Annotated in this window: 10 protein-coding genes; 2 read left to right on the forward strand and 8 right to left on the reverse strand. The window is 59.2% G+C overall.

Going from position 1 to position 19,201, the window contains the following annotated elements:
- Positions 1–51: 51 nt before the first annotated feature.
- Entirely contained in the window at positions 52–1,074 is a 1,023-nt protein-coding gene (locus LJD29_RS04595) for an ROK family protein (protein WP_446744582.1), read from the forward strand.
- 65 nt (positions 1,075–1,139) lie between these two features.
- Here the strand turns inward: LJD29_RS04595 and LJD29_RS04600 are convergent, their stop codons facing one another.
- Positions 1,140–2,708, reverse strand: a complete 1,569-nt coding sequence (locus LJD29_RS04600) for a carboxylesterase/lipase family protein (RefSeq protein ID WP_446744583.1) — start codon at positions 2,706–2,708, stop codon at positions 1,140–1,142.
- A 156-nt stretch (positions 2,709–2,864) separates the two neighbouring features.
- Between LJD29_RS04600 and LJD29_RS04605 the strand changes: the two genes are divergently transcribed.
- The gene (locus LJD29_RS04605; RefSeq protein WP_446744584.1) at positions 2,865–4,085 is read left to right on the forward strand and encodes a glycosyltransferase WbsX family protein; all 1,221 of its coding nucleotides are present in this window, start codon (positions 2,865–2,867) and stop codon (positions 4,083–4,085) included.
- On the opposite strand, the gene LJD29_RS04610 is transcribed toward LJD29_RS04605, so the two are convergent.
- The 7 genes from LJD29_RS04610 to LJD29_RS04640 form a co-directional block, all read right to left on the reverse strand.
- Positions 4,046–5,074, reverse strand: a complete 1,029-nt coding sequence (locus tag LJD29_RS04610) for an alpha/beta hydrolase family protein (RefSeq protein ID WP_446744585.1) — start codon at positions 5,072–5,074, stop codon at positions 4,046–4,048. The genes LJD29_RS04605 and LJD29_RS04610 overlap by 40 nt on opposite strands.
- Positions 5,075–5,194: 120 nt before the next feature.
- Positions 5,195–6,838 carry a hypothetical protein gene (locus tag LJD29_RS04615; protein ID WP_446744586.1) on the reverse strand — a complete coding sequence of 548 codons (1,644 nt, stop codon included), beginning with the start codon at positions 6,836–6,838 and terminating at the stop codon, positions 5,195–5,197.
- A 322-nt stretch (positions 6,839–7,160) separates the two neighbouring features.
- Positions 7,161–10,700, reverse strand: a complete 3,540-nt coding sequence (locus tag LJD29_RS04620; protein WP_446744587.1) for an IPT/TIG domain-containing protein — start codon at positions 10,698–10,700, stop codon at positions 7,161–7,163.
- Positions 10,701–10,858: 158 nt separating this feature from the next.
- Positions 10,859–12,292, reverse strand: coding sequence for a hypothetical protein (locus LJD29_RS04625; RefSeq protein ID WP_446744588.1), 1,434 nt, complete (start codon positions 12,290–12,292; stop codon positions 10,859–10,861).
- Positions 12,293–12,302: 10 nt separating this feature from the next.
- Complete coding sequence (locus tag LJD29_RS04630) at positions 12,303–16,424, reverse strand: carboxypeptidase-like regulatory domain-containing protein (protein ID WP_446744589.1); 4,122 nt, start codon at positions 16,422–16,424, stop codon at positions 12,303–12,305.
- Between the two features lie 42 nt (positions 16,425–16,466).
- Positions 16,467–18,302 (reverse strand): hypothetical protein, encoded by a 1,836-nt coding sequence (locus LJD29_RS04635; RefSeq protein ID WP_446744590.1) that lies wholly within the window; start codon positions 18,300–18,302, stop codon positions 16,467–16,469.
- A 126-nt stretch (positions 18,303–18,428) separates the two neighbouring features.
- Positions 18,429–19,190, reverse strand: a complete 762-nt coding sequence (locus LJD29_RS04640; protein ID WP_446744591.1) for a hypothetical protein — start codon at positions 19,188–19,190, stop codon at positions 18,429–18,431.
- Positions 19,191–19,201: the final 11 nt, after the last annotated feature.

Below are 19,201 nucleotides of genomic sequence, written 5' to 3' on the forward strand. Positions count from 1 at the left end.
AATGCACCACTTGATGTGGCGCATAGCGAAACGACCTGGAGACCGTTAAGAATGTCGCAACACCCCATGAATGGCCCTGCCATCGTATCCACTGAAGAACCCTCTGCAAACGGCGGCTGTGTTATCGGCGTCGATATCGGAGGCTCCAATCTTCGCCTCGCCCTGGCAGATATGTCGGGCAAAGTCCTCGCTCGCAAGGCCACCAGTACGCGCGGCATCCGAGAAGCGCACAGGATTCTTTCGCTCATACGCGAAGGTGTCGAAGAGCTTCTTCTGAAGACTGCCCTGCCCTCATCAGCGCTTCGTGGAATCGGCGCGGGAGCGCCAGGCGTAACCGACGTGAACTCCGGCGTTGTAATCGCCACGTCGTACTTGATGGGCTGGCGCAATGTTCCGCTGCGCGATCTGCTGGAAGAGACTTTTCGCGTTCCCGCCGCCATCGACAACGATGTCAACGCGGCCGCACTGGGCGAAAGCTGGACAGGAGCCGCTTCCGGCAACTCCGATTTTGTCTTCCTCGCCATCGGCACCGGAGTGGGCGCGGGAATCATCCTGAACGGACTTCCTTTTCAGGGAAAGAGCTGGAGCGCTGGAGAGATCGGCTACATGCTCGTTCCCGGCCTCTCAAGCAATCGCCCGGAGCGCGACAAACCCGGGCCGCTCGAAGACCTGATCGGCGGCGAAGGTATTCAGAATCAGTGGAAGAAACAGTGGTCGTCGGAAAAGACAACGCTTCCCTCCGAACTGACCGCGACTCAGATCTTCGATCATGCCATCAGCGGCGATGCGCTTGCTGCCGCGATCCTTCAGAAGACGGCGGACGTGCTTGCAGCCGCGATTCACAATATCTCGCTGGTCCTCAATACCCCGCTCTTCGTTCTCGGCGGGACGGTCGGCATGCATCCAGCACTCAGGGATGCCACACTTGCAGTCCTCGCAAGCTGGAACTATCGCTCTATTCCACGGCTGGAGTTCAGTTCGCTCGGTTCTGACGCGCAGATCGTCGGCGCGATCCGCATGGCGCTCGACGCGGCTCACTCCCCGCGCGCGGCCGCCTTGTTCCAGAATAAGTAACGGCTACAGGAACATTCACCAGGAGTCATGCCGTAAAACCGACGCTGGCGAATGCCCCCATCAGCTTAGAATGCCGGAGCACGGCCGGCATCGAGTGAATGGAAAAACTGCAGCCAGAAATTGAGGCGGGCTGGGTCAGCCAGGGAAATCGGGCCCGCCTTCTCGCCCAGCTCCATCGTGGTCAGCTGACCGGAATGCACCTGCGGCCAGTTTGGCAGCCCGGAGCCGTTCGGATTTCCAGTCGAAGCAAAGTTCTTCAGATAGCTCGATACCGTCTTTGACAGGTCTTCATCGATCGGCTCCCAGGGGCGATCGAGCTTGTCGAGGTTACGGAAGAAGTAAGGAAGTTCACCCGTATGAAAGGCGCCATATTCCGGGTGCTGCGGCCACGGAATGGCACGAGTAAAGAAGTAGGTGAAAACCGGTCCACGATGATTCCGCTCCCGTTCACTGGCCCACAGGAACATCGAAACCCGATTGCGGTCGCGGCTGCTTTCAAGCAGCACACGCCTGGCTTCATCCATATTCTTTGCGGGGTAGAGCTTCTCAAACTCATCAGCATGATCGCCATATTGCTTGCGTAACAGCTTGTCGAATCCATCCATTGTCACGTCCGCCGGCATGGAGAGCAGCCCGTCATTCGCCTGGTAGCCGGTTACAACAGGCACGTCGTTGTCAACACCCTTGGTGCTGAGCGCCGCCGGAGTATCGGGTAGAACCCACCCGTCGACATCCAGCGAGAAACCGGAACCTGGCAACAGCTGTTCTGCTGGAACGGCGCGCAGATCTTTCAGTGAGGCAGCGTGATGCTCTGCCGCGAAGGCCAGCCCCTTCGCCTCGGCGGACTTCAGGTCAGCCATCGAATGATCGGCTTTCCCAATGCCGCTATCTGCCATCGCGCCCTGAAATAATCCTTTTGCACGTGGCGACGCAAGCAGGGCATTCACGCTGAATGCTCCCGCGGACTGTCCCCAGATCGTGACGCGATGCGGATCGCCGCCAAAGCTGCGAATGTTCTCCTGCACCCAGTGCAGCGCGGCAATCTGGTCGAGCAGCCCGTAATTGCCAGAGCTGTGATGTGCGGATTCCGCCGAAAGTTCGGGATGCGCCAGGAATCCGAAGACCCCAAGCCGATAGTTGATCGTAACGATCACCAGCCCCGTGGCTGCCAGATGTTCGCCGTCATAGACAGCGATATCTCCAGCGCCCTCGAGGAACGCTCCGCCATGAATGAAGACGATTACTGGAAGATTCGCCTGCGTTGATACGCGTGGAGTCCAGACATTCAGATAGAGGCAGTCTTCGCTCACGCGATTGTGGGTCAGAAACTCCGGGGTCCACGGCAGAAAAGTGTCGTGGATGCGCTGCATGCAGCTCGCACCAAAATTGTCACGGCTGCGCACGCCGCTCCAGTGCTTCACAGGAACAGGCGGTTTCCATCGAAGATCGCCGACAGGCGGCTCAGCAAAAGGGATGCCCTTGATGGCAACAATGCCGCTCGCGCTTCGAACTCCCGAGATGTCGCCGGATTGCGTATGAACGATCGGCTTCTCGGCAAAAGAAGCATTCGAGGAGATGACCGCAAAGGACATCGTCGCAACCATCAAAAGATGCAGCATTCGGAACTTGAGCACTTGCCCTCCAGTGGCACCATCTCAGGTCCGAATTGTAACTTCACGGCCTACCGGTTGCGGCCCTGCCGCTCTCGAATCATCGCCAGCCGCGTGCGAAATCGGTAGGATGATCCTTTCAAAACTACGGCACGCGAAATAACAACGGAAAAGCCCCCTATGGATCGTAGAGAATTTCTCGCTGGTGCCGGAGCTGTCGCATTCAGCAACGGACTCCAGCCCAAAGCTGCCTCTGCCGAGCTGCCAACCACAGATGGCTACATCACCGCCGCATACTACTTCGGGAACTTTCATGTCGATCCGCGCAACGAAAAGGCGCATGGCCCAGGGTGGACCGAATGGAACCTGGTTCGTACGGCCACTCCAAGATTTGAAAACCATCATCAGCCGAAGATTCCCTCCTGGGGATATGAAGACGAATCGGATCCGCGCGTATTTGAAAAAAAGATCGAAGCCGCCCACAATCACAAACTCAACGCGCTGATCTTCGACTGGTACTGGTACAAAGATGGTCCGTTCCTGAACGGAGCACTCGATCGCGGATTTCTCGGCGCCGCGAACAATAAGGATCTGAAGTTTGGCATCATGTGGGCAAACCACGACTGGTACGACATTCAGCCTGCCAAACTCAACGGCTCCCCGAATCTCCAGTTCGCAGGTGGTGTCTCGCGTGAAACCTTCGACACCATGTCCGACAGGCTATTACAGCTCTTTCAGCATCCGTCATACCTTCGCATAGACGGAATGCCCTATTTCTCCATCTACGAGCTCTTTCGCTTCGTCGAAGGCATGGGCGGACCGCGCCGGGCTGCGGATGCTCTAAACAGCCTTCGATCCAAAGCGAGAGCAATCGGCCTGCCTGGCGTTCACGTCAACGCGGTCACATGGGGAGTAAAACTTCTTCCCGGCCAGAGCGAGATCAGCAACCTGCCCGACCTGCTGGAACGGCTCAATATTGCAAGCACTACGTCTTATGTCTGGATACATCACACGCGCTTTGCAGATGGCTTCACAACGGATTACGCCGACATGCGGAGACAGTACGAAACCTATCGCGATAACGCGGCCACCCAGTATGGACGCGTGTACTTTCCGAATGTGACCGTAGGTTGGGATTCCACACCACGCGCCTGCCAGACTGATAACTTCCGCCTGTCCGACTACCCTTTTACGTCTGTCATCGTGAACAACTCTCCGCAGGCGGTCGAAGAAGCGTTTCGCTCTGCGAAGAAATTTGCCGCAGAGCAATTACCCAAGGCACAGCGGCTCATCACGATCAACTCGTGGAACGAATGGACAGAAGGCAGCTATCTTGAGCCGGACAAGCAACACGGAACCGGTTATCTCGAAGCGCTTGGCAGAGTCTTCGGCTCTTCATGAGGAGTCGAAGACATCGACTGCGCTGTCTCTTCACAGGCAGCGCACAGCTTCTTCTTCAGCCACCAATCCTGGGTCATCCAGACCTTCACCAGTGACTCCACATCTGCGTAGTGCATTACGTCATTCGACGAAGCCATACTCGCGGCAATCTTCGCCTGCACATCTCCCGGCGTCATCGGATCGGTAGCTACCTGCTCGATCCGTACCCTGCCGCCTAGCTGCGGCAGATATTTGATGGGGTCCAGCATCGCCACCTTCTCAAGGAACTCCGGCTTCAGATAGGCGGCGCGCTCCGGCTCGGGGATGACCTTCGATTCCTTCAACCAGTCCGGCCAGTCGCCCCAGGGATTGATCGCGTCGACAAACTTGATTCGCGGATCCGCCGCAGCCGCGAGGATCGCGATGGTCGCGCCGGAGTTCTCGCCCAGCATACCCACCCTGGTGGTGTCGATATCTCCGCGACTGGCGAGATAGCTGATGATCATCTGCACATCGTGAGTCGAGGAACCGAGAGACTCCTGCAGCTCGCTGACAAACCATTCCCGCATGGGACGAGTGCTATAGCGCTGTCCGGTCAGGGCGGAGACGAAACCTACCGCCGCGAATCCGCGTTCGACTACCCTCTTGCACCAGGCTTCATTGCGAAACCGGTCTGTATCCGAAAGATAATCGTAAAGAAAGAGAATCACGGGTGGCTTACTCACACCGTGAGGACGAACCACGTAGAGGTCGATCGGATCGCCGCCTCGCCATTGCACCCGGACCACTTCGCTGGTGAACTCCGGCTTTTCCGACTTGCCATAGACCACGCCGTTGATCGCCGTGAGGTCGAGCCCGCTCTTGTTGAGGGGCAGCTTTGTCCAGTCCTCTTTCTGCTCCGGCGTATCCAGAAAGACAGACGGAGCGGCGCTCGCACCGGCCGCCTGCGCATGAGACGCGGAGACACACAGAAAGAGAATTGCCATCGCAAGGAAGAGAGAACGGTACATGGAGGGCTCCCGGCTATACATGTGGATACAGGGACAAATCCGCCAGCGCCTTCGAGCGAAATGCGCTGCGCAAAAAATCCGGGAACGTCCTGCGCTTCACAGGACGTTCCCGGCTGAGGTTTACATCCGCGAACCAGTTGTGCACGAGGTGGAGGCGAGGATCACGCCGCCCACATCGCCGCCGGCTTCCGTACCGCAAGCGCCACCGTTGTTCGGGGTGGGAGTGCTCGTGGTGGAAGCGCTCGGGTAGGTGATGCCCGGCGGGGTGAAGTGCGAGTGCAGCACTGTCAGACCCGTGAAGGGGACGAAGTCGGGCTGCGTCGTGGTGGCAACGAAACCCTGTGCCGCGGTGGCGATGCTGGTAACCGCTGCAGGAGCCGGAGTGGCGCTGACCAGGCGGAGCAGCGACCAGATCGGGTAGGTTCCGTTGTTGATGTTGGCAAAGGTGACCTTGTTGAGAGTGCCGTTTGCGGTGGTCGGCAGTACGCCGGCCGTCGCATAGGTGGTTTCGATGGGATCGACACCGTCTACCTGGATGTACTTCGCGTTCGCGGTGGTCGCAGCGGCGAAGTTCGCCGTGCTCCAGAAGGCATAGCCGATCGAATTCGGTTCCTGCGGATTGCCGGAGACCGGCGCGGTCAGATTTTCGACCACGCTGATTTCCTGGCCGGTGCCGATGGCGCGGTTGCGATAGCCGCCGTCGGTGTTCTCGAGGTTGAGGGGATTAAGAGCAACGCCGCCGCTGCAGGCGTTCTGCCCGGTGGGCTGGTTCTTGCCCACGTCCTGCGAGACCAAGCGAGCAACGGTGTTCGGAACAGCGAACTCCATGGTGTTGTAAGTTCCCGAAGCGGGCTCACGCACGACGACCGTGGTCGGCGCATTGCTTCCGGTGATGACGTGGCTGGTGTTGCCCCACAGTCCGTCAAGATAGTTGGAGAGGTTCGCGCGGGTGATGTTGGTGAACGATCTGGAACCGAAGCCGGTCGTATCGCTCGGGTGAACGATGACGACGACCGGCACTGCGCCGAGCGGGGTCACGGTGAATTTGCTGTTGGCGTTGAAGGTAAAGTTGGTGATGTGGAAGGTGCTGCTGCTGTACTCGCTCTCGACCGGGGTGCCGCCCGAGCTGTATCCAAGACCACGATAGCCCGAATCCGCACCGGTAGATGTCTGGATGGTGGCGTCGCAGGAAGCAAGTGCGCGCTGGGTCGCAAACGCAGCATCTTCCGGACGAATGTCCGTCGCTGCTGCATTCTGCACGCTGTTGTTTACAGCAGTCCATACGTCCGGAGTAAGCGAAATTTCCGGGGTTGTCGAGCCAGCGGGAAAGATAAGGTTGTCAGGAGCCGAGCCGGACGGCGACTCGGACGTTCCGAACTTGCAACCGTTGAAGAAGCAGCGGTCGCCGATGACCGAGTCCGTCTGCAGGAACACGTAAATCTGGGTGGTTGAATCTACCGAGGTGCAGCTTCTGCTGCTGTTTGGCGTCCAGGCGATCCAGGAGTTGCCGGTTTCGGTCTGGCTCGTCGTGGGATCAGTTACTTGGATGGCATGCGTAGGATCAGAACCCTGATTGTTGCTCCAGACGCAAGTTGCGCCCAGGCCAGCGGGCGAACCACTGGTAGCGGATCCGGCAGCCTGGCCTAGTTCCAGGAACTGCGCGGAAGAACCGACTGCATTGAAAACAACGGTTTGAGCGTTTGCACCGGCCGTGAGTGCGATCAGCACTACGGCGAAGCCGAAGACAGCCTTCATCATTCGCATTTGCTGCTCCACATACAGTTGTCTGCGTCGCCATACGGAGAAGCGCTTCCACTCCCAAAAGGACAGGCATCGCAGTGCGGGGGACCGCTGCCAGCAAGTCATTCCAGGCACGGATGCCGGATGCTTTCTGGCTCTCTACTGTTAAAACGCGCGAGCACCCCATTTCCCAACCACCCCGAAGAACTTTCATACGGCCTTCGCCATCTCTACGCAGAGGCGGCCCTGGCTTCACCAGGACCGCCTCTGCGTAGAACAAAACGGCAGCGCGATTCCAGCAATGTTGCTGGAATCGCGCTGCCGTTTCGGTGCGTGGATTTGACGACTAGGGCTTTTGGGCGAGCGTGTTCGCAGCCACACCGTTCGCGAGTGGTGTCGATACCGGAACGGCAACCCCGACGATCTCCGTCAACTGGTTACCAGATCCGGAACCACTAGGAGTAACGTTTTGGCCTGGCACCCAGACATTTCCGGAGCTGTCTACCGCTGAAGCGACGCCGTTGTAGATTGGGGTGACAGTGTCCACACTCAGAAGGCTGTATCCCAGGTAGCCATTTGCCGGAGAGACCACCGCCGTATCGGCACTATTCACAGCGAATAAACCAAAATAAGCTAGGCCGTTGCTGTCCGATCCCAGCCCCCAGAACGTTCCCGCTCCATCGAGCGCAGACTGGACGCTCTGTCCTAATCCAGGATTGGTTGTCAGAATCGGTGTCGCGAACATCGTTGGCATAAAAGGAAGGCCGGAAACCTTCTGTGGCCCGCTGGAGTTATACAGGGATGGATCGGTGGCGCCGGCTATGGTCGGCTGCAACCAGACTTGATTTTGCCCCGTAGGAAAACTAAACATTCCATTGTTAGCAGCATTGATCAGAATGTTGCCGTTGAAACCTTCAGGCACCCAGTTATTGTACGGACCGCCAGCCAGGGAGCCATCGGAGGTGTTGAAGAGAACGAGAGCGTAATTGATGTACGGGTCATCATTTGTGGGGTTATAAGGGAATGCATCATCGTACGTCCACAGATAGCCGTTGCCATCGATCGCGATCTGACTTGGGCAACTGCTGTTGTCCATGAAGGTGTCTACGGCGTTCGTGGAATTGATCGAGCCTCCTGAAGCTGTAAGTTCCAGGACGCTGCCGCCGTCGGTAGTGCTGCATGGACCGTACTGCCCCGTCGGTTCTGTATCCGACGAAATCCAGACGTTATTGTTCGCATCCACGGCGATGCCGGAGGGGAACGGAAACAGCAGCAAGGTGTTCGTGTATGGCACCGTTCCCGTACCGAACTGCGAATTTCCGCCTGCATCGATCACGCTTACACTGCCCTGCGCAAAGAACCCGGTTTGCGTAGGAGCGTTGCCGAGCCAAGCAAATCCGTTCTGGTCGATAGCAATCGACTGCGGGTTATGGATTGTCCCATTTGCCGTGAAACCTCCGGGACCGGAAGAACTTGAGCCCGACGGCGACAGCGGTGCTCCCTGGTTATTGAAGACGGCCACGGCTCCTCCGGCGGCTGTCGAACCGGCAGGGTTTTGCAGAGGCACCCAGACATTGCCGCTGCCATCGATGGCAATGCCTCCTGCAGCCAGTTGGGCAGACTGACCTCCTAAACCACCGGCCTGATAGATGATAGGCAGGGACCAGTCAGTGATGATGCTGAGATCCGAAGATGTGAGCGCTGGAGTATAAGCCGTACCGGACGCTGAGAGAGTGGCAATACTGCTGGCGTTATTAGCGGGACTCTGCGCGATGTTGAAAGCCGCCTGCAGGGTGTCCGCGGGCGCTACAGAGTTTAGCGTGGCATCCATGAAGAGGCCGCTGCAGTTGTCAGTGCCCGGGTTGGCGCAGGAAGCAAGCGCGTTAGCCAGCGAGTTGACACGCGCCTGCGGCGCAATGCTGTTATTGAAAACCGGCACATTGTTCGACGCATATGCCGGAGTGACAGCAAGCGCTGTACCGGTCGTGACATTCACCAGGTTATTGACCGTCGCAAAGGCATTGCTGAGGCCGAGGTAGTTGCAGGTGGAGGGACCGGTGCTCTTCCAGCCTGCGGTGGCATTGCAGGACGTAGCGCTGGTTGGGGTTCCGATGGTGATGCCTCCGCTTGAGTTGATGCTGGCGAAGCCCGAGAGCGCGTAGGCGGAGGCGATGGTGGTCACTTCGTTCATGGTGACACTGACCCCCGCGCTGCTGAGCAGTCCGCAGGAACCGAGCGCTGCCATGAAGGTGGCCTGCGTGTTGCTGCCAACGGATTCGAGATAGAGTTGGTCGCCGGGCGCGGGAAGCGTCGAGCAGTCGACAATGATGCCGGTAAAGGCTCCGGTGGTAGCGTTGGTCTGCACCGGACTGCCGATCGGTGTCGCGCCCATGCCGTATCCGCTGGTGCCGGCCGCGTAGAGTTGCACGGTGGCGGTGAGCGGAGTGCCTCCGCTTGCGGGCCCGCTGACCACCACACCACTGATCGGTACAGGCACGTTGACAGTGAAGCTCTCACCGTTGCTGGCTGCTCCGTTCACGGTCACCACAACGTCGCCCGTGGTCGCGCCGGTTGGGACGGTGGTGGCAATCGAGGTATCGGTCCAGCTAGTGGCAGTGGCCGCAGTGCCGTTGAAGGCGACCGTGCTGCTGCCCTGCGCCGCGCCGAAGCCTGAGCCGGTGATGGTCACGGCGGTTCCTATGGACCCGCTGCTCACGCTGAGGCTGCTAATGACGGGAGCGCCCGTAGAAGCGACAGTGAAGGACTCGCCGTTACTCTCGACTCCGTTGACATTGACATTGACGGAACCGGTGGTTGCGCCAGCAGGCACGGTTGCGACGATCGTGGTCGGAGACCAGCTCGCAATGGAGGTGGCGACGGTTCCGTTAAACGTAACGGTGCTCGTGCCCTGCGTCGCGCCGAAGTTGCTTCCGATGATGACGACCGTACTGCCCACAGGGCCCGAGCTGGACGATAGCTGGGTGATGATGGGCGCAGGCAGGGTCACGATGAAGGCAGTACCAGCGCTCGCGGCTCCCCCGACGGTTATAACGACGTTGCCGGTGGTTGCCCCGGTGGGAACCGCGACGAGAATGGAAGTGGATGTCCAGCTTGAGATCGACGTTGCCGCAACGCCATTGAAGGTGACGGTGCTGCCGCCCTGTGAAGAGCCGAAGTTGGTGCCAATGATGGCAACAGTTGAACCGGCCGGGGCGGAACCCGGCGTGATGCTGCTGATGACCGGCGTGGGCGACGCAGCGTAGGTGTACAAGTCTGCATTGCTGGTGGCGCTGGTGCCGCCCGGGGTAACGACGGTGATGTTCACCGTACCGGTACCCTCCGCAGGCGATGTCGCGGTGATGTTGCCGGCAGAGTTCACAACGAAGCTGGTGGCGGGAACAGTTCCGAAGTTCACCGCGGTGGCGCCGGTAAAGTTGGTTCCGACGATTGTGACCACGGTTCCGCCCGCGGTCGGGCCGGTCGCCGGGCCGATGCCAGTGACAGTGGGAGCGGCCACCGATCCAGCAATGGTATATGCAGCCGTGGCCATGCCGCTGGCACTCATGCCGGACGCCACGGCGATGGCGTTAATGGTCTGGCTCTGCGAAACCATGATGGGGTTGGCGCACTTCGGCGAGGAGGTCGTCGGCTTGCTGCCGTCATTGGTGCAATAGAGTACCGCGCTCTGATTCGTATCCGAAACGGTTACATTCTGGGCTGACGGATACGATCCGGCGGGCGGGGTGAAGGTAGGGGTGGGCGTCACCGATGAAGACGAGGTGGTGGAACCGCCGCCTCCGCAACCGCTCACGATCAGCAGGGCCGCCAGCAGCATGGCCGCTACAACAGAGCGGCTGCCGTGCAGCTTTCTCAAATATTGAGTCACGGAGACTCTGTTTTTCAGCAAGGCAGATGAGTTCACGATTCCGCGTCCTTTCACGCTGTAGCAGTTGCGCTTTACTTTGAGCAGGCACCGTTTCGAATCAGTGCCCGCAATCCTGTTTTCTGAACGCAGCGAGCTCACAGACACGCCGCGTTCGAGGCTCAATTCGATTGCAGGAGATATATTCCCCACGGCTGGTTCGGAGTTCCTACCGTGTCCATGCCGATCAGAAAAATTGCGTATTTGCCATTCAATTGCCCGGCGATCGCGACTGCCGGAAAGCTGTAGGTCTTGCCGGTGGTGTTGGCTCCGAAACCGGAGCCAACATAGACCGTTGCCGCTGGATAGAGACCATTCGTCGCGGCATCCTGGGTGCCGAGATCGATGGCGAAATCACAGTTGCCGTAACCGGTCGTCGAACTGCCTGGATTGTTGCCGGAGAAATCTCCGCCGTAGAGCGTACTGGCGGTCTGCGGAGCGATGGCCGCGCAGCTCGTCGGCTGGCTGGCGAAGCCGAACGAAACCGGAGCGCTTGACCAGTTGGAGTTCGAGTCACCCGCGCCGAAGAAGAAGCCCAGGTACTGCGCGCCCGTCAGCGAACTGGTGTTGACAGCGCTGGCGGGCTGCGGAAGGCCTATGGCGCCGGTTCCGGAGCCGAGAACGTTCTCATAGTAGGGCGGCTTGACTGTATGACCGACGGTAGCCGTGCCGTTGTCTTCCACCAGTAGGCCGGAGGGCCCGATGCCCATCAGCGCCTGCGGCGTGTTGACCTCGGAGCTGATACCAGGGTCTGTCGCCGTGACGTTTCCAGGGATGCTGACGGTGTTTCCGTAGCTGGTTGAAGCGCAAACGCCGGTGACGCTCGCCGTCGACGGATTTGTTGGAGCACCACTGCCTCCGCTAGACGGCAGTGTGAACTGAGCGATGCCGCCGATTGTGACGGCTGTGCCGCTGGCGCTGATCTCCGCGCTTCCATAAGCTGTCTCGGTCAGCGGATTCCATTCCTGCGACGCAAGTGCGCCGGTATTGAGATACGCCGGCAACGTGACGAAGAGGAATTTCTCGGGTGTCTTCATGGACGGGCAGGTATTGGCTGCCACCAGCGGCACGAAGGTCTGCCCGGCGATCTGCGCGAGTCCGCCTGCCTGACCGGCAAGCTCCAACGCCCACCCTCCCTGCTTCGGCGTGCTGGCGCTTGTAATACAACCATCCCCAGTGGCGGGACTGCAGGTCAGGTCAAGATTGAGAAACCCCCGCGACGGCGTGGTGGGGACAAGCTTTCCGGCATATTGCACCTGGAAGCCGGTTACAGTGCCGGTGAAGCCATAGATGGTCTGGGCAAAGGTAGCCTTCGCATCGTCGATGGTGAAGGTGGCTACATCCTCCGTCACGGAAGGGCCAGAGGCCGGCCTGCCAGCGATGCTGGGAGACATGTAGAGCTGCGGCCCTGCTGGCGTGGCAGCGGGTGTGGTGGTAGCGGTTCCAGTGGAGGATGTTCCGCAGCCGCTCAGCATCAAGGCCAGGGCTGCAGTCACCCCTGCGGGTGCATAGAGCTTCCCTGCTTTCAGCGCGGCTCGTTGTTTCAGAAACGTCATGGCTCTCTCCCTAGAAACCGAACTTCAAGGCGAACTGCAGAATGCGTGGATCGTGCGCGTCTACCGGATGCAGGAATGAATTGCCGGCAAGACAGCCGGAGGCGCCTGCCGAGTAACCTGTCGAGATATCTCCGTAGCAATTGATCACGTTGTTGCCGGTGTTGCCCGGATGGCTGGGATCGTAGACACGGAACTGGGTATGGTTGAACACGTTGAACGCTTCCGTGCGAAACTCGACATCACTCCGCTCGTGAAACGCCTTGAAGTGCTTGAGAAGCGCCATGTTGAAGTTGATCCGTGTGGGATTGCTCATGACATTGCGGCCGGCGCTGCCAAAGGTGAGACCCTGCGGCGCAACGAAGGCACCGGGATTGCCTAGCAGCGGCCCAACGTTCGATCCGTTGGAAGAGCTTGAGACATAAGGCTTCGGACCATTTGGGCTCGCAATCCTGTCAGGATAGGAACCGACGCCGAGCCCATCCCCGACTCCCGCGTTGTCCGCCGGGCCGGTACCGTTGCCCGAGCCGCCGTTGATTACGCTGAAGGGTGTGCCCGTCTGATAAGTCGTGATACCCGATATCTGCCACTGATCGAAGACGGCTTTGCGGATCCGCTCTCCTGAGCTGGATTGCGGAGCGGTTGCACCGCCTGAATCATCGGAACCGATGAGATCGTTGAAGCCATCGATCCAGCGCACCAGCGGCAGGCTGTAGACGTAGTTGACGTTGAGCATGTGGCGCTGATCGAAGTCCGAACTTCCGCGATTGGTGCGGATGTCGAGCGAGTTGGTGAAGTTGGCACTCGAACGATCGGAAGAATCATCGATGGAGTGGCTGTAGGTATAAGCGAGGCCGATCGTCAGAGGACCGGTGACTTCTCGCAACGTGCCCTGGAGAGCGTGATAGGAAGAGTTGGCGATGTTATCGACCGAGATGATGTTGCTGAAGCCCGGATAAGGACGGACCGCATCCGCACTGAATCCCAGCAGGGTACCGGCGCCGCTGGCGAAACCCGGATTGCCGGTGCAGGCCACCACCATGTTGGTCCAACCCGGCGAAGACGGACCGATACCGGGCGAGGTGGATCCCGTAATGCCAGTGATCGAGGTGGGAAAGAAATTATCCAAAGCGCCAGCACCGCAGACTGAGGCAGTAATTGGCTGTCCGGGCAGAAAGGGATTTGAAGACACAGGCTCCAACTGGTTGAGATCGCGAACCGCGGTGAGATGCGTGCCCTTGGTTCCTACATACGCGAGTTGTGCGACAAGGTTCTTCTGCACCTGGCGCTGTACGCTGATGCTCCACTGCTGCGTGTAGGGATACACAGCTTTGGTGGGAATCGAGGTGACGTTGAGCGGATAGGTTGTGCTGCCCAGCGTGCTCGCACTGCCGCATTGCGTTGCACCATCCTGGCAGGAATATCCGATGGTGTTATAACTGCCAACGACCGCGTTCATTCCTTGCAAAACCTGCCCGCCAGGATTCGACTGCGTCTCGCTCAACACCAGGGGCGCACTGCCGATCAGTGAGCCGACGTTTGCTTCATAGCCGGTGCCATGCTCCCAGAAAAGACCATAGCCGCCGCGAATTGCCATCTTGCCATCTCCGAACGGATCCCATGAAAACCCAAAGCGAGGGCCAGGATGAAACGTGCTGCTCGACATGCAGCTATTCGAGACGCCGTTTACACCGCATTGTGTGAGTCCATTGGTGATAGAAGGTTGACCGGCGACATTCAATGGAATAGGAGCCCCGGTGAATGTGTTCACCAGATAACCATTGTTGGGATCGACAAAGATCGACCCGCCGACAGACCTGTTGTAGTTCGCGGGAAGCCAGTTATAGGCCGTGTCCTTGGGGTTGTACCAGTTGCCGAAGAGGCTGGCCCGTAAGCCGAGATTCAGCGTAAGACGGCTGTTCACACGGAAGTCATCCTGCAGATAGACCTCCGCTAATTTGTAACGGCTGTAGTACTTTCTCTGGCCGCTGTCCTGCGTATAGCTCTTGATGGCAGTAATGCCATAGGTGCCGGACTGGGAGTTGATCTGCGACTGAGATTCGAGCCCCGGGCCAGCAAGGAAGTCCGCAAAGGCATTGCCCGAGGTGTACTTAGACTGCTGATTGCTGAAGGTGAGCAGTCCCTGCAGATCGCCGGAGTTCGCGCCGCTGACCGCGCTCAGTTCGTTCTGCTGCGCATACGTAGCCTCGAAGCCCACCTGGATGGTGTGGCGTCCCCAGACCTTGCTGAGATCGTCGCGGATGGAGTAAGTGGGATTGGCCTGGTTCCACGGTGCGTAGCCTGTATCGGCTGCGAATCCGTGACCACCGTAGGCGCCGTTCGTGCCTTGAAAATCGAGACCCGGCGTCTTGTTGCCACCGAAGCCGTTGTTGAAGATGTAGCCCATCGGGCATTCATTCACGGTTTGTGATTTTCCGTTTGGCTGAACGGGACCGGTCGCAACGCCGCAGTTCGTATCTCCAATTGAGTTACCGAGAACCGCCGACGGATTGTCCAGAATTCCGGGCCGCGAGAGCGAGGACAAACCAGGGCCAGGCTGCGGAGTCAGGCTGATGTGCTCGACGGCGTAGCTGAGCGTCAGCCGATTCAACACGCTGTGCGGCAGAACCGAGGCAAGGCTCGCCACCAGATCGAGGCCCGGACCGAAGAGCCGGTTCTCGACTGTGGGAAAGCTGTTCTGCACGACTCCCCATTGCGGCGCGAGCGTCGTCGTATCCCACGCATCGTGGACGTAGCGAAAATCCAGCTGTTCGTTCGGAGTCAGAACCTGGTCGATGCGAAAGAGTTCTTCACGCCAGTAAGTTGGCGGCGAGATAGCAGCAACATAACAGCGCGGCTCTGTCGTGGGATTCGTGGTATCGCATCCGAAGACGGAGTTCGGCGCAGGAATCAGGCCAGTGTTCAACAGGGCCTGGCTGGTGTAGTTGACGTTTACCTGCGACGCCGCAACATACTGATTCAGGTTGCTGGAGGCGAGCATGTGCGGACAGTCCGGATACCGCATGATGTTGAGGGTGCCCTGCGTACTGCCGGGGATCAGCACCGGACACACATCGCTGAAGTTGCCGGATCGCTCCGCAGTGGTGGGCACAGCCTGGCTGTAGTCCACCGGAGTTTTTTCCAGACGCAGTTCCTCGGAGAAGAAGAAGAAGGTCTTGTCTTTACCGGTGTTGTAAACGTGCGGGATGTACAGTGGACCGCCTATGGTTCCGCCGTAGTCCTGCCTGCGATAGAGAGGAGTACGCTTCTCGGGCTGCCCGTTCGGACCGGGTATAACCGGATCGAAATAATTACGGGCGTTGAACATTTCGTTGCGGACAAAACCGTACAGATCGCCATGAAACGACGGCCCTCCCGACTTGGTCGTGACCAGTACGCTGCCCGAAGCGCTCTTTCCATACAGAGCGCTATAGTCGCCCGTCAACACCTTCATTTCCTGGATGGCATCGATGCTGGGATACACCATCAGCGGCTCGCCCTGGCCGCGGCTGGCATTGATGCTGGTGTTCAACACGTCGCTGCCGTCGACTTCGAAGGTGTTGTACTCCACTCGGCCGCCGTTGACGCTGAACTTGGCGCTTCCGGCAACACCGACCTTGGCCTCATCCTGCCCGGTCTGGTTGCTTACGCCCGGCGCCATCGTGATCAGCTGCGCAAAGTTTCGGCCGTTCAGGCCGTAGGCCGCGACCTCTTCATTCGACATCGTGGTTGAGAGTGAAGCGGTGCCTAGCTCGATCTGGTTTGACGTTTCGGCCTGGACCGTCACATCGGTATTGGAAGAGGCAACCGTCATCTGGATATCGAGAACGAGTGCCTGCCCTACTGCCAACGGCACTTCCCTGTCGCCGCTGCTGAAGCCTTCTTTCTTGACGTTGATCTCATACCTGCCCGGCGGCAGGTATGAAGCGGAGTACATTCCCTCGTTGTTGGTCGTGGTATCGCGCTTGAAGTTTCTATCCTGATTCACGATCTGTACTGCGGCGCCTGGAATGGCCGCGCTCTGCGGGTCTGTAATACGCCCCGAGATCTGGCCGCTCTGCGCAAAACCGACCGCACCGCCAAACGCCAGGAAACCCAGCGCCACGATCAACAGTCGAGGGAACAATCGCAACATTTCTATACTCCTCTCTCTTCGTCGGCGCCCGCGTAACGGCGCTTACTGCGGCAGGTAATAGCGGAACGAGGTAAACCACATGTTTTCGATCGCCTTGGGAGAAAAGCCGAGGCCGTTCTCGCCGCTTCCCTGCCAGGTGCGCCGCTCCGCGTAGGAGTACTGAATGCCCTGCTGAAAGGTGCCGCGCGGTCCCTTGTAGAGCCGGAACCAGTAGCCAAGGGTCCCTTCCTGGATATTGCGGTTGTCGGCATTGCAGTTGGCCGCAGTGCCGGGCACATACCCTCCGCCATTCGGCGAGGTAACAGGCACGGCTTCGGTGTAGCATCCGCTCAAAACGTTGTTAGGAGCGCCATAACCTGTCAGGATGGGCTCGCCATATGTCGGACCGGGTGTGGTGACGAAGAGGCCATTGGGGTAATACGCGCGCTTGGCGTACTCGCCGCCGTAGTAGCCGTAGAGATCGAGCCGCCGTGTCGCATGCCACTCCGCGCTTCCCAGCGCCGACCCACCGGCCAGAAGCTCGAGCGAGCCATCAGGATGCGCCGTAGCATCCGCGAAGGTCGTCGTGCTGTAGCGGCCCACGCCATCCCCCGCCAGAATGTGTGCTCCCAGATCAAGCCGCTTGCCGAAGAGAGGAACGCGGGCATTCGCACCTACGCCGCCGCCTGCGGCCTTGGTCGTGAAGGCATCAAGCGCCGAGGGGTCGCTCGCCAGCTGCGCATTCGGAAATGCACGGGCGCGGAAGAATCGGCCGACACCGAATAGCTCGTAATGCCCAAAGCCCGGCTCCCAGGCAATCTTCGCGACCAGGTCGGGAGCGTAGTTGTAGCTGTAGTTCGCAGACGGGTTATACAAGCCGCCGCCCGTGCCTGCCGACTGGTAGACAATGGCCGGCAGGTTGTGCCCGCCAAGATTGAGGGTCTGCGCCTCTTCGACCGCGCCGCCAATCCAGAGTCTCGGGCCGATGTTCTTTGTCACGCGAAAGCCATACTGGCGCTCCCAGGTGAAGCCCACGTTGTACTGCGCGTCGATGGTGAGAGGAATGGCCTCAGCGTTGTTGTCGAGGGCGTGCCTGTATTCGGTCGCCAGCGACCACATCTGGCCGCCGGTGATCGTCCAGCCGCTGTTGAGCGCCGCCTGCGCCCACGCCTGGCGCAGGCGCAGCGTATAGCTGTTCGACTGGTTGTCGTTGGAGGTTGTTCCCGCGGAGAGAAAGTCTCCTTCGACATAACCGCGTATCGTGGACTTCGACAGCTTGCCTTCGGCAAGCAGAGAGAGCCGCGATTGCCGTCCGCTGGCGTTGAACTCGGAGAGCACGCCGGCGGTCTGCCCCCCAAAAGGAATGCTCGAGAACGGCGTGTTGACATCCGAACCGGTGGCGCGTTGACGATCGACCGTCTCGCCGGCGAAGAATCCGCCCGGCTTCAGATCGATACCCTTAAAGTGGAGCGCGTCTGGATGCTCGAGAGCTTGTTGTGTCTTCTGCTCAGTCTGCAGCAGCGACGCAGAAGTACCCTTCAGATCCGACACCGCCCCCTGCAGTGTTGCGACCTGTTGATCGTTGTGCCCTATTACTTCCTGCTGACTCTCAAGTTCTTTCCGCGCACTGGCGGCATCCGCCCTCGCTGCTTCGGCTGTCTGGTTGGCCGTTTGCAGCTGATGCTTCAGGTCCTGAATCTGCTGCTGAAGGTCATCGACCTTGTCGTTCATGCGGTCAAGTGTCTGGAGCTTCTCGCCCAGTTGTTCGAGGAGCAGCTCTTCCTCGGTCTTCTGCCTGACCCGGCCGTGTTTCGGCTGCGCCTGCTTCACAGTGCTCTGTGCCTGCGCGCCAACGAGGCTCAGCGTCATCAGAAGAACTCCAAATGCTTTTTTTCCCATGATTCTTTCCTCTCTCCCTGCATCCGATCGTCGATCTTTTCGTCCGAACCCCGTTTAAGCCGACACGTATCCTTAAGGCCCGCTTGCACGGTCTTTGGGGGCATCCGGTTTTCGGAAATTGCGTTGTTAAGTAATCGTGATGACGATACTGTCGGATACTGCGGGGTTCGTGACAGATGTCGCCGTAACCGTAACTGTGTTCCCCATCGGCACATTCGCCGGAGCTGTGTAGTTGATCGCTGTTCCGCTCTTGGTTGTCGTCGCACTCAGCGAGCCGCAATCACTCGACTGGCAGGCGAGCGACCAGCTGATGTTTCCTCCGCCTGCGGTGTAGTCGTTGCTGAGCGTGCCCGTGAGTGACATGGTGCTGCTGGTAGAAAGAGTGAAAGGCGGCGGTGTCGAAGCCACAATGCCGACCGAGATGGGCTGCCCGGCGATGACCAGCGTCAGGGCCGAGAACCGCGAATGATCTGCCGATGCCGCAGCATAGAGGGTCACCGTTCCCGAAGAGGGCGGCGTCGCCGGAGCCGTGTAATACGTAACAATGCCGTTGGCATTCAACGCGTAGCTGGGGACAGGAGCGCTGGCAGTGTGAACCGGCGTGAAAGAACCGCATGAAGTATCGACAGTCTGCCCTGGAGGCAGCGGAGTGCCGGGAGGCAACGCATCGCCGCAGATGACCGTCCAGTCTGCGCCCAGATGAGCCGTGTCATTGGTGAGAGCGACATCGAGATACGTTCCGCTGCCGGCCGTCAGGGACTTAATTGCAGGCTGTTCGGAACCGTTCACATCGGTCACAGTGATCGAGCCGACTGCCGGCTTCTCCGAATCGCTGCCACATCCGAAAGAGCCCAGGCAGATCGCCAGAAGCAGACAAGGAAACAGCAACCGGACGAGCC

It is taken from the genome of Silvibacterium acidisoli, from assembly GCA_022870745.1.
In the GTDB taxonomy this organism is placed as follows: domain Bacteria; phylum Acidobacteriota; class Terriglobia; order Terriglobales; family Acidobacteriaceae; genus Silvibacterium.